Origin of the sequence: Gilliamella sp. B2889 (assembly GCF_026536885.1) — a bacterium.
GTDB classification, from domain to species: domain Bacteria; phylum Pseudomonadota; class Gammaproteobacteria; order Enterobacterales; family Orbaceae; genus Gilliamella; species Gilliamella apicola_E.
The window spans coordinates 399,929-413,145 of sequence record NZ_JAFNNF010000001.1 but is presented as its reverse complement, the minus strand read 5'-3'; the positions used below and the strand labels follow the sequence as shown (position 1 = coordinate 413,145).

General features: G+C 33.6%; 8 protein-coding genes and 1 pseudogene. 7 read left to right on the top strand and 2 right to left on the bottom strand.

All coding sequences use genetic code 11. The annotated features are described in order from the left end of the window. Positions 1-183: 183 nt before the first annotated feature. The 3 genes from J3U09_RS01940 to J3U09_RS01930 all read left to right on the top strand — a co-directional run bounded on the left by J3U09_RS01940 (position 184) and on the right by J3U09_RS01930 (position 6,097). Positions 184-2,157, top strand: a complete 1,974-nt coding sequence (locus tag J3U09_RS01940) for a TonB-dependent receptor domain-containing protein (protein WP_267356903.1) — start codon at positions 184-186, stop codon at positions 2,155-2,157. Between the two features lie 635 nt (positions 2,158-2,792). After that, positions 2,793-4,346 (top strand): hypothetical protein, encoded by a 1,554-nt coding sequence (locus tag J3U09_RS01935; RefSeq protein ID WP_267356901.1) that lies wholly within the window; start codon positions 2,793-2,795, stop codon positions 4,344-4,346. Between the two features lie 785 nt (positions 4,347-5,131). Beyond that, positions 5,132-6,097 (top strand): sugar-binding transcriptional regulator, encoded by a 966-nt coding sequence (locus J3U09_RS01930; RefSeq protein ID WP_267356899.1) that lies wholly within the window; start codon positions 5,132-5,134, stop codon positions 6,095-6,097. Positions 6,098-6,150: 53 nt separating this feature from the next. Here J3U09_RS01930 and pssA read toward each other — a convergent pair whose 3' ends face one another. Continuing rightward, positions 6,151-7,506, bottom strand: coding sequence for a CDP-diacylglycerol--serine O-phosphatidyltransferase (pssA, locus tag J3U09_RS01925; RefSeq protein WP_267356897.1), 1,356 nt, complete (start codon positions 7,504-7,506; stop codon positions 6,151-6,153). Positions 7,507-7,638: 132 nt separating this feature from the next. Continuing rightward, entirely contained in the window at positions 7,639-8,691 is a 1,053-nt protein-coding gene (ydiK, locus tag J3U09_RS01920; RefSeq protein WP_220224842.1) for an AI-2E family transporter YdiK, read from the bottom strand. A gap of 102 nt (positions 8,692-8,793) precedes the next feature. Here ydiK and eco point away from each other — a divergent pair, with 102 nt between their 5' ends. From eco to potH, 4 genes and pseudogenes are all read left to right on the top strand, one after another. After that, a complete protein-coding gene (gene eco, locus J3U09_RS01915; RefSeq protein WP_267356893.1) occupies positions 8,794-9,288 on the top strand; it encodes a serine protease inhibitor ecotin in 495 nt (164 codons plus the stop codon). A gap of 305 nt (positions 9,289-9,593) precedes the next feature. Continuing rightward, entirely contained in the window at positions 9,594-10,703 is a 1,110-nt protein-coding gene (locus J3U09_RS01910) for an extracellular solute-binding protein (RefSeq protein WP_220226203.1), read from the top strand. 100 nt (positions 10,704-10,803) lie between these two features. Then, entirely contained in the window at positions 10,804-11,940 is a 1,137-nt protein-coding gene (gene potG, locus J3U09_RS01905; protein ID WP_081299544.1) for a putrescine ABC transporter ATP-binding subunit PotG, read from the top strand. Positions 11,941-12,264: 324 nt separating this feature from the next. Continuing rightward, a pseudogene (gene potH / locus J3U09_RS01900) lies at positions 12,265-13,137 on the top strand (putrescine ABC transporter permease PotH); the annotation flags it as partial. Between the last annotated feature and the right edge of the window lie 80 nt (positions 13,138-13,217).

The window sequence follows — 13,217 nt, the reverse complement described above, 5'->3', positions numbered from 1 at the left end:
TTGCTTTGATGAAAATGATAACCATTATTATTTAAATGATGTGAAATGTCTAGATATAAATAATTTTTCGTAAAGATATTGATAATTATTATCGAAAAGTTATTGATAATTATTCTCACGTAGGTTATTGTAACGCACGGCTTGCTTTGCAAAATATCAATATAAATAATAAGGTTATAAAACATGAATACTAAAATTAAACTGGCAACACATGTCATAAATACAAGTATTTTATTATCATTATCTGGTTTAGCGATAGCAGACACTGATAAAAATACTGATACTATGGTGGTGACAGCATCAGGATTTTCTCAACAAATTAAAGAAGCTCCAGCAACAATTTCGGTAATCACGCCAGAGGAAATCAGCAAAAAACCTTATCGTGATGTGACTGATGCGCTTAAGGATATTCCTGGGATCACGATAACTGGTGGCGGTGATTCAACTGATATTAGTATTCGTGGTATGGATGCCAAATATACTTTATTATTAATTGATGGTAAAAAAGTTAGCACTCGTGAAACCAGACCTAATAGTGATAATTCTGGTTTTGAACAAGGCTGGTTACCGCCTTTAACTGCTATAGATCGTATTGAAGTTGTCCGAGGACCAATGTCATCGCTATATGGTTCAGATGCTATGGGTGGGGTTGTCAATATCATTACTAAGAAAGTTTCAAATAAATGGCATAGCGGTATTCGAGTTGAATCAATCATGCCTTATCGTTCAGATGAAAAAAATACCTATGTAGGTAGTTTTTCAACTATGGGACCAATTATTGATGATATTTTAGGGATTCAATTGTATGGGCAATATACAAATCGACACGAAGATAGATTCTTGAATGGTCATTCAGGCCAAAAATTAAGAAGCTTAAACGGTAAAATATCGCTTAATGCTACTGATACCCAAAAATTTGATTTTGATTTTGGTCGTTCTTTACAAAATAGTACTTCAACTAGAGGTAAAACTAGAGATAAAAGCAGAAAGGATGACTATAAGCGAGATAATGCGAGAAATACTTTTGCATTGACTCATAATGGTATGTTTGGCGATGTTTCAACAACTTCGTTTATTGCCTATGAAGAGAATAATAATCCTGCAAGGCAAATGAAAATCAAGAATACTGATGTTGATACACATGCAACAATACCTTTTTCGATTAACATGTTAACGGTGGGTGGTAAATATAATTATCAAGAATTACATGATAAAGGTAATGAACTTAATAGTAATATTACTAAAATTGACCGTTGGAATTATGCGCTATATGCAGAGGATGAGATAAGCATTTTCGATAATTGGAATATAACGGCTGGTTTACGTTATAACAAAGATGAAAATTATGGTAGTAATTGGAATCCAAGAATTTATAGTGTCTGGAATATTGATGATAACTTTACTATGAAGGGGGGGTATTCTACCGGTTTTGCAACACCACAGCTGCGTCAAGTTGTTTCTGATTGGGGACAAGTAACAGGTGGTGGATTTTCCAATGGTGTAGTTGTTGGTAACCCAGATTTAAAACCAGAAAAATCAGATAATTTTGAAATTGGTTTGGCTTATACCAATGATTATGGTATTGATGCTTCAGCAACAGCCTTTTATACAAAGTATAAAGATAAAATTCAGTCCTACTATATATGTGATACTAGAAAGATTCCAAATAGAACATGTAAATATAAAAACTTCAATAAAGAATTTGATTTTATTCAAGGGCGAGAAAATGTAGATAAAGCAGACCTTAAAGGTATTGAGCTTACATTTAAAACGCCATTATTTACTGATTTCTTGTTAAGCTCTAACTATTCATGGACTGAGACAGAGCAAAAAACGGGTAAAAATAAAGGTAAACCATTAAACCGTACACCAAAACAAAAATTCAATACTCAACTTGATTGGAATCTCACTCAAGAGTTTGATTTATGGACTAAGGTTGCTTATTATGGGGTAGAAACTACCACAGATCGCAGTGGTAAGAAAATTGAATATCCAGGCTATACTTTCTGGGATGTCGGTGCGTCTTTCCAAATAAATAAAAATGCTAAAGTATATGGTGGCGTTTATAACTTGTTTGACAAAGATGTTTCAAACGATGACTTTGGTAAAACATTAGAAGGGCGTCGTTACTTTATTGGAACAGAAATTAATTTTTAATATTTAATTCTCACCAAGTAGCTATACTTCATAGCTACTTGGTAAAACTGTTTATTTAATCCATAATAAAACCGATTTGAAATTTTAATAACTCTTCTTTCTTTATTTTATTAATCGTTTTTAATTAATTAACTCTCTTTTGAAATTATTTTTATTGATATTTGCAAAATGATCTTTGATTAACTAAAAATTATGTTTTATTTATTTTATTGATCAAATAGTTAAAATTATCCTTTCTTAACCTTTCTTAAACATTTTTTAATTCTTTTTATTAACTTATGATCTTATTATAAAAAATTCTATATTAATTATTATTAATCATATAAATATAATTTTTATAAAATTGTAGGCTAAATAAACCCCTATCTTATTTCAAACGTCTAAAGCTTAATTTGTGTATTTGATAGTCAATCACGATCAAATGGCTATTGATTGATCGGAAGTTTCGATCAATAATTTGATCGTTTTCAAATTTAAAAGCTTTAATGTCTGATCTTTAAAGAAACAATTTCATATAACAAGCTGTATAAATCATATCCAGTTTAGCTGTTTGATGTCGTGTATTAAAAGAGGACATATAAAGGAGTGTTATTAGATTTAATTGCAACAGCATGTTAATAAAAAGGAGATTTAGCTTGAACTGGTTAGCAATATTTAAAAATGGATACTTTAATTCAGTTTCTATATCAGGCTATGAAGTATTCAAAAATAAACAAAATTATTTATTGGGAATTTTACTATTGTCATTTGTAAATAATATTAATGCCTTACTACCCGCCTCAACGACTCAATTGATTCATGGTAATTCACCAATGATCGCGGTCAATGGTGCAATGGTTGATTCAACTGACTTTAAGGAAAAGTTGAGTGTTGTTAGTATGCCTGATGGTCGGTTACGCACTTCAGAAAGTGATATTAACGATTTTAAATTGGACCCGGATACCACTCTTAGTCAAATAAGTTGGGTAATTCAAGGTAAAGATGGTTCAAATGAAGTAAAAAAAGTTATTGAGGCCAATGGTCACGATGTCAATTTGATGGATATCGCTAATAATCTCAATATAAGTATTTTTGATGAAGATGGTGATACAGGTATTCCTGATGGCGTATTAACGGCTACTTGGTATTATAGTGTTCCTGGTGGTAATAAAAATGGGCTAGGGGAATATAAAAAAGTACCTGAAAATGAGTTAACTAAAAAAATAGATCCCTGCAAAGCACCTTATAAATTAGAGCTTTCAATTAAGAATATAAAAGTGCAAACAGAATATGGTCTGCCAAATGAGTCAGAACATATTTATAACGATGTTTTTAAAACATATTATTTTAAATCCAAAATTAATCAAGTGTGTTATGCTCGGACTTATCCAACCATGGATAAAAATATATGGTCTTGGACTCAATATAATAATGACACTCCTAGTGGTTATGGTTGGGGAGCATCAATAGATCCTACACCTAATCCAAAACATGGAGGTGGTTATAATAAAAATGAGTGGCATCCTGAATTAGGATTTTTACTTAATACCAGTGCTGGGCATAATAATCGTTTTCCTCATACTGCATTTAAAGGAGCATCATTCCAACTTTGGATGAGTAATGAACAACAAGATTATCTGTTTTCAACAGATGATAATAATATCTCAATTGATAAACTTGGTATTGTAACTTTTAATGGCAAACCTAAAAAAAGAACCATCCAAATTTTTGCATGGCCTAAAGATGCAACCGGGCAATCTGATATGATTGTATTTTGGAGTGATTTAAATTTCTGGGCAAAACCCGGAAAACAGACATTAACATATTCAGATGATCTTTGTGGAGGAATTCAAAATCAATTAACGCTTACTGACTGGGTTAATACGCCTCAAGCAACCAACCCAAATACTAACGCAAGTTTTAGAGAAACCGGAAATGCGATGACCAGAAAAATGAATGGTGGTTTAAACGGTGAATGGGGACAGCTAGCTATTGATTATTATCCTAAATCTGATTTTCCTACATCCAGTGCAATAATTACTGGTACTAACCAACGGCTTGCATGGGTTTCTGATTTTACTATGGAGCCGCAAGGAAAAGTACATCGTGCTGTATTTATGTTAAATGGTGGAATTTTTAAAGCTTATAACAATCCTTGGCCTAGTGCACCTTTCTCAGTAACGTTTGAAGTTTGTAAAGAAACTTGGTAAGAACGCATAAATTCGATTAGATATAGGCCCATGTGATAATCATCGCATGGGTTTGATTAATCTGTATGATAACCTTTTTAGTATGAAAAAAAGTTGAGGAACGGGGTTTTTGAACTTAAAAAAGTGAATTTTTTTATTAAAATCTAACTTTACTCTATTTGTATATACTGATGAGCGTGCTAAAGAAAAATGATGTCTAAGCTCAAGCTGCTGTTATATAAATGAAGGTAGCTTTATTCTATTTCTATAAAATACTAGTTATCTAAGTTATAATAGCTCACCAACCAATTTTCCATTACCGAACAAGACTTTAACTATGAAAAAAAAGTTGAGGAACGGGGTTTTTGAACTTAAAAAAGCGAATTTTTTTATTAAAATCTAATTTTACTCCATTTATATATACTGATGAGCGAACTAAAGAAAAATGATGTCTAAGCTCAAGCCATTGTTATATAAATGAAGGTAGCTTTATTCTCTTTTTATAAAATACTAGTTAGCTAAGTCATAATAGCTTATCAACCAATTTGCCATTACCGAACAAGATCTATTTACATCCTAATGAAGAAAAAATATATATGCTAAATTATGTTTTGTATTGATTAAAATGATAATAATTTTAATCACCTAATTTGGCTTGATAAAGATAGTATAAATTTCGAAAATCAAATATTATTAATCGACAAGCCAAACATTGCGAAATCATTTATTCAACATGGAGAATGGCAAGCTAGCGGTTTTTGTAATATATTAACAATCAGCTAAGCTAATAATGAAAGGCAAGCCTAATGGATATATTTGAAGATAAACAAGAGTCAGAACTACTTACTGAAATTGCCGTTGCCTACTATGAGTATGAACAAACGCAAGAAGAGATTGCCAAGAGATTTGGTCTTTCACGTATTAAAGTAGGGCGTTTGCTAAAAAAAGCGAGAGCGGAGGGGATTGTTGAGATTAATGTCAAATATCACCCGATTTTTAGCTCGCGTATTGAGCAGCAATTCGTTAATAATTTCGGTATTAAAAGAGCGTTAATTGCTTTAGATCACCAAGATGAGGATGAGCAACGACGACAAGTGGCGGCACTTGTTTCAAATTATTTATCCAGTACTTTGAAAAATGGTATGACGGTAGCGGTTGGGCAGGGGCGTAATGTGGCTGCAATTGCTAGTCATGTAGGCGTTTTTCCTGAAAAACAATGTAAATTTATCTGTGGTATTGGTGGTACTCAGCGCGTTGGAGAGATTATCGATGCCGATCATATCAGCCGTAGCTTTGCGAGAAAATTTAACGCAAGTAGCGAAACTCTGTATGCGCCAGCTTATGTTGAGAATCGTGAACTGAAACGTGCGTTTATGCAAAATCGGGTTATTAAAGATACGATCGAACGCGCGAGTAAAGCTGATATTGCTTTAGTTGGTATTGGTGATATGAATGAAAACTGTTACATGGTACAGTTAGGCTGGTTTACCCCGCAAGAAGTCACATATGCTACTTTGAATCAAGGGGTAGTTGGTGATATTGCAGGTTATGGTTTTTTTGATATCAATGGCAATCCTGTTGATACAACCATGAATGATCGGGTAATTGGTTTAAGTATTGATGAGCTACGTAACATTCCTTGTGTTATTGCCATTGCATCAGAAAACACTAAAGCGACAGCAATTTTAGGTGCGCTTCGCTCTGGTGTCATTGATATTATTGCTACTAGTGCTTCAAATGCTAGGATGGTGTTAAACCTAAATAAACTTTAAGTTGTGTATAAGCTATTTGTGTAACAAATAGCTATTTATTATCACTTTGTTAATTATAATAAACGTTTAATAATTCTATCAACCCGAATTCGGCTTAATCGTTTAATTAATTTATGTACATTTTTGGGATAGAACAGGCTAGCTTGAATTTGTTGAAAATGCGTAATTAAGGTCGTTTTTTCACGAATTGCGACAAGTTCTTGTTTGATTTGTTTTTGTAATTCATGTTTTGGATCGTGGATTAATATTGCATTTTCCAGATCTAAACGCCATGCTCTAGGATTAAGATTATTACCTGTGATCATCATCCAACTATCATCGACCCAAATACCTTTTAGATGATAGGTTTGATCGCCATCTTTCCATAATCTAATGATTAACTGTTCTTTGTCTATGAAATTTTGAAGGCGTTCAACAAAGCGTCTTAAGTTGATTTCATATAAATAGGGTAGTCCACCCGAAATATTAAATGGCTGATCTTCTGGAATATAAAAGTCGTTAGCAACTTTATCACCAATAATGATCTCAACTTGTTTTCCTTTTCTTAGGAGGCGAATAATATCGCGCACTAATATATTGGGTAGATTGAAATACGGAGTACAAAATGTAATTTTTCGTTCTGTGACATTTATTAAATGGTGAATGACCTTATTGAGCTGGTTATTTCGCCCAAGACCAACTATTGGGGAGACCGATAATGTATCATTATCCGTATCTGCCACATATTGATAATTTGCGTCGGTAAGGTTTTGGCGTAATGCTTTAATTTCTGGTTTAATTTGTTTGCGAGTTTTATGTTCACTAACATCTAAGCGTTGCACACCTTCAGCAGAAAGGAAATTGTCATTGACGTAATTGACCATGGTGTCAGATAGCGCTTTATTGGTTATAAAGTGATATCTGTCATAGCGGTATTTATCCAGTTTATGTAAATAGACATTATTAATACTCGCACCACTATAAATGACGGTGTCATCAATGATCAAACCTTTTAAGTGCAGTACACCAAGTACTTCACGGCGATTAACGGGGACACCATAAATAGGAATATCAATATTTGGATGTTGCTGTTTTAGATCATAGTAATACCGTGCATTCGTTTGGGTTTTATCTTCACCTATTCGTCCACGTTGAGCACGATGCCAATCAACAAAAATCTTGATATCTAAATCCGGGCGCGCTGTTTTTGCTTGATAAAGTTCATCAAGTACCTCACGACCGGCTTCATCTTTTTCTAAATAAAGTGCAACAATGTAGATACGGTGCTTAGCTTTCATGATATGCTCAAGCAATCTAATTCGATAAGATTTTGGATCGTATACAATCTGATATTGTTCAGCATTTTGCTGAAGTTTTGCTAATTCATTTAGATGCTTTTGATGGTTGTATTTAATAAATGGTATTCGCATGATTTAAATATCATTAAAACTGACACAAAGTGTAGAATATCACAATTTATGTCAGAAAATAACACTCCTATTTTTCATAGGTTAACCTATGTTTAAATTAATCTGTTTTTATTCAGTCTATTAACTTAATATTTAAGATTGTTCATTAACCCAAGTTTGAATAATTTTATAGCTTAATGCTAGCACGACTGGACCAATAAATAGTCCCATTATACCAAAAGCTAGAATACCCCCAATTACACCAAAAAGTATAAGTAAGAAGGGTAGATCGGCCCCTTTTTTTATCAAATAGGCTCGCATTACGCTATCTAGTGTGGTTAATATGATGGCAACTACAATTAATACAATACCTGATACGATATGACCATCCCAAAATTGCCAAATAATACAGCCAATCATGACGATAACGGGTCCAATTTGAGCAACACAACAGATGAATAAAATGAGGGTTAATATGCCTGGAAATGGCATTTTGGTAATAATAAAGCTTAAGCCACCAATTAAAGCTAATGTAATTGCGGTGACAACTACCCCTAATGCAACCGCTCGTATAGATTGACCAGCTAATGTAACGGTAGTTGTTCCATATTGTTTAGATAGACGATTAGCTAAAACATAAACATATTTAGTAATGCTTTCACCTTTAAGAAATAGTAATAAACTAAATATAATCATCACACCAGCATGGAATATGAAAACGCCAATGTTGGTGACTTGTTCTAATAGCCAGCCAATCATGGTACCAATATAGGGTTGAATATCAGATACTAATTCCGACCCATCGGTTTTAATAATTTCGAGCCATTTTTGGTGTAGCTCCTCACCAAACATAGGAACGTTTATTAACCAGTCAAAAGTAGGTAATTCTCTATGAGATAGGTTTCTAACCCATTCGATAAGGTAATGCCCATTTTGAGCGACACTACTAATGATGAGAAGAAAAGGAATGACACAAACAAATGCCAATATTAATGCCATAACTAACAGTGATAACCAACGTTTATTAAACAGCTTTTGTTGGATTTTTATCATTAATGGCCAAGTAGCAATAACCACCATAACAGCCCAAAAAAAGCCAAACAAAAATACTTCTATCACTCGATAAGTTACTGTTATAAGTAAACCTATGAGTAATAGATTTAAAATTAGCTTTAGTAAATCATCGTTTTTTTTTTCTGCTGGCATTTTTACCTCATATTCTTTAATCTAGATAATGTTATTATACGCATTATGTTTTGAAAAGCATACGATGTCGTATCAATTAGACAATTTTCTTGGAGATATAAAATGAAAAAATTAATGTTGTTAGTTTTGATGGGTGTAACATTATCAGCGTGTGCAAATACACAAAAAGTCCCTCAAGTTGCGCAAAAATTGAATGAAATTGCGCCATATCCTAACGCTAAAGTCGGTGCTACGCGTTATGTGATTCATCTTCCTAGCTTAAAAGATGAAGCTAACGCAAAAGTAGAAATATTAGTTGGTAAAGATATGAATGTAGATTGTAATGCACATAATTTAGGTGGGGTAATTAAAGAAAAAGAGCTTAAAGGATGGGGATATTCTTATTACGAAGTTGAAGAAGTTAAAGGAACGCTTTCAACCATGATGGCTTGCCCTGAAAGTGCTAACAAAAACCTGTTCGTTACAATCAGACATAATTTAGGTTTATTAAATTATAACAGTCAGTTACCATTGGTATTTTATGTACCAAACGATGTAACAGTTAAATATAGAATTTGGCAACCAGATTCAAAAGTTTTGCAAGCCACTGCCGAATAAAAAACGTTAATTAATTGTTAATAGCTCGCTAACAAAGGGCTGATTGATTAAAATATAGTCATTCGGTCCTTAATCTAAGTTTATTTGATTTTTTATGTAGACATCTGTAAAAAAAAAGGTATTTTATCCCTCGTAATGCAAGGTTAGCTCTACTTGTTCATTAATTCAATTAATGACTCGTAATTGCCTGATTACCTCGGTTTCGCCGTTAATTAAGATAATGGTAAAATTTGGGGGTCCGTTGTGTTTCACAATGGGCTTGTGTCTAACATGTAATATCCCTAACTAGAGGAGAAGTGGTGAGCATGTTTACTCAACGTAAAACAATTCTTTCAATCATAGCTGGTGTTTCACTAGCATTATCTCAATCTGCTATAGCTAAAGATCGCGTTGTGCATTTTTATAATTGGGCAGGTCAAATTGGTAACGATACTATCACTGATTTTCAAGAATCGACTGGTATCAAATTAGTTTATGATGTGTATGACTCTAATGAAGCACTCGAAGGTAAATTAATGGCCGGTCATTCTGGTTTTGACGTCGTTTCACCTTCTGATAGTTTTTTAGCAAGACAGATCAAAGCTGATATCTATCTGCCATTAGATAAAAGTAAATTACCAAATTGGAAAAATCTTGATCCTAATTTGATGAAATTAATGGCAAACCATGATCCGGATAATAAATATGCAATTCCTTATGTATGGATGACAACAGGTATTGGTTACAACATTGATAAAGTTAAAGAACGTCTTGGCGATAATGCTCCAGTTGATAGTTGGGATCTAGTCTTTAAACCTGAAAATATGGAAAAACTTAAAGATTGTGGTGTTGCTTACTTAGATGCGCCAACTGAAATCTTTGCGAGTGCACTTAAATATTTAGGTAAAGATCCGAACAGTACTGATGCGAAAGATTATACAGGTGCCGCTTACGAATTGTTAGAGAAAGTAAGACCAAATATTCGTTATTTCCATTCATCACAATATATAACTGATTTAGCTAACGGTGATATTTGTGTAATTTTAGGTTGGTCAGGCGATATACTACAATCTCGTGACAGAGCTAACGAAGCAAATAATGGTGTGCATATTGGCTACCATATTCCTAAAGAAGGTGCATTAGTATTCTTTGATACATTTGCTATTCCTAAAGATTCAGCTAATCCTGATGAAGCTCATGAGTTTTTAAACTTCGTTATGATTCCAGAAATTGCTGCACAGGTAACTAATGATGTTAACTTTGCTAGTGCAAATAAAGCGGCTAACGATCAGTTTGTAAGACCAGCAGTGAAAAATGATCCTGCAGTTTATCCAAAACCAGAAGTTATGGAAAAATTATTTACCCTTACAGTAAAAGATCCTAAGCTCGAACGTGTGATTACTCGCACATGGACAAAACTTAAAACGGGTAAATAACCGTTTGAACGTCAAATTATTGACTTATATATTCTAGGCGGAGAGGTTTAATAACCTTTCCGTCTCGTTTTTTTTGGCTTGTTGTTATGAGGAAAAAAGTGTGAACGATAAAACAACAAATCAGGTACAGCCTAAAAAAAAGATGATAACTCCATTATTGGAGATCAAAAATCTAACTAAAGTTTTTAATGACGACTATTATGCCGTCGATGATGTAAATTTAACCATTTATGATGGGGAAATTTTCGCCTTATTAGGTGCATCAGGTAGTGGTAAATCGACCTTATTGCGTATGCTTGCAGGGTTTGAACAACCAACATCCGGACAAATTATTTTAGATGGTAAGGATTTATCGCAAGTTCCTCCTTACAATCGTCCAATTAATATGATGTTTCAATCGTATGCTCTTTTTCCTCACATGACGGTTGAGCAAAATATTGCTTTTGGTCTTAAACAAGATAGATTAGCTAAAAGCGACATTAAACAGCGTGTTGAAGAGATGTTAGCGCTTGTGCATATGGAGCAATTTGGTAAACGTAAACCTCATCAATTATCTGGTGGTCAAAGACAACGAGTTGCTTTAGCAAGAAGTCTAGCCAAAAGACCAAAACTTCTATTATTAGATGAACCAATGGGCGCTTTGGATAAACAACTTCGTGATCGTATGCAACTTGAAGTGGTTAGCATTTTAGAACAAGTTGGTGCGACCTGTGTAATGGTAACCCATGATCAGGAAGAAGCGATGACAATGGCAGGGCGCATTGCGATTATGAACAAAGGTCAATTTGTGCAAATTGGTGAGCCTGAAGAGATTTACGAGCACCCAAATAGTCGTTATAGCGCTGAGTTCATCGGTTCAGTAAATGTATTTGATGGCATTTTACAAGAAACATTAGAAGATGGATTAATTATTAGTTGTCCTATGATTAAGCACTCTTTAAAAGTTGATTATGATTCACCCGCTGTCGAAGGTGTTCCAATTCAAGTTGCCTTAAGACCTGAAAAAATCAAACTTTGTGATGAAATTGCTGAAGATGCCTATAACGTTGCAACAGGTGAAGTTGTTGAAATTGCTTATTTAGGCGATCTTTCAATTTATCACGTAAAATTGCAAAGTGGTCAGATAATTATTGCACAGCTACAAAACGAACATCGCTATCGTAAAGGTATGCCTACTTGGGGTGATATTGTCAACCTTAGTTGGGAAATCGATAGTTGTGTTGTACTTACTGAATAAACACAAGAGGATATATTGATGCGATCCATTTTATGGGGTTTGTTATTAAATGCCTTGGTGTTACTCGGTATTTATTTACGTTTTGTAACAACAAATGCATTTGACAATCTTTTTTTAGATGCGTTATTTACATCAATGGTATTAAGCTTTTTATTATCATGTTTAGGTGCATATTTAGCGCATTATAAACCATCTAAATTTGCTTATCGGTTGATAATAGCTGGTAGTATTTTATATATACTTGAATTAGTCGGTTTGGTTGCTATCTATTATGCTTATAAAAAGATGCGACAACAACGTGATGATTCCGACTTAATGACATTATATGGTCGTTTGTTAGTTATCGCGATTCCTTACTTTTGGATGCTGTTACTCTTTTTATTACCATTTTTAATCGTATTTAGAATCAGCTTTTCGGAAGTGGCGATAGCCGTTCCTCCTTATACTGAACTTTTTAGTTATGAAGATGGGCTGGTAAATATTGTTTTAAATTTTGGTAATTATCTTAATTTATTAGCTGATACTATTTATCTAGACTCCTATTTACAGTCATTGAAAGTGGCTGCAATTTCGACATTATTATGTATTTTGATTGGTTATCCATTAGCATGGGCTATATCGCAATGCAAACCATCTACTCGAAATATTTTATTATTGTTGATTATATTACCATCATGGACATCATTTTTAATTCGTGTTTATGCGTGGATTGGAATATTGAATCCTAATGGTTTGTTAAATCATTTCTTAATGTGGTTAGGTGTTATTGATCAACCGCTAATCATTATGAAAACTTATCTAGCTGTTTATATCGGTATTGTATATTCTTACTTACCATTTGTTGTGTTACCAATTTACACATCATTAAGTAAAGTCGATTCAACCCTAATTGAAGCAGCATTAGATTTAGGCTGTAAGCCAATCAAAACCTTCTTTAGGATTATCGTACCATTAACTAAAAATGGTGTTATTGCTGGAGCCATGTTGGTATTCATTCCGGCGGTTGGGGAATATGTAATCCCTGAACTGTTAGGGCCTTCAGATAGTCTAATGATTGGTACTCAGCTATGGGCTGAATTCTTTAATAATCACGATTGGCCAGCCGCATCAGCTGTCGCAACAGTGATGTTATTGATATTAATTGTCCCTATCTATTACTTTAACAAATTCCAAAACCGACAAATGGGGGGTAAATAAATGAATAATTTACCATTAATCGTGCGATCAGCATTGATTGTTTTTATCTCCGCATTCTTAGGTTCATTGGTGCTATCGGT

Excerpts from the sequence above, each read along its gene's own strand:
- pssA (WP_267356897.1), bottom strand. The coding sequence starts at position 7,506 with ATGCGAATACCATTTATTAAATACAACCATCAAAAGCATCTAAATGAA.
- J3U09_RS01940 (WP_267356903.1), top strand. The coding sequence starts at position 184 with ATGAATACTAAAATTAAACTGGCAACACATGTCATAAATACAAGTATT.
- J3U09_RS01910 (WP_220226203.1), top strand. The coding sequence starts at position 9,594 with ATGTTTACTCAACGTAAAACAATTCTTTCAATCATAGCTGGTGTTTCA.
- J3U09_RS01930 (WP_267356899.1), top strand. The coding sequence starts at position 5,132 with ATGGATATATTTGAAGATAAACAAGAGTCAGAACTACTTACTGAAATT.
- ydiK (WP_220224842.1), bottom strand. The coding sequence starts at position 8,691 with ATGCCAGCAGAAAAAAAAAACGATGATTTACTAAAGCTAATTTTAAAT.
- eco (WP_267356893.1), top strand. The coding sequence starts at position 8,794 with ATGAAAAAATTAATGTTGTTAGTTTTGATGGGTGTAACATTATCAGCG.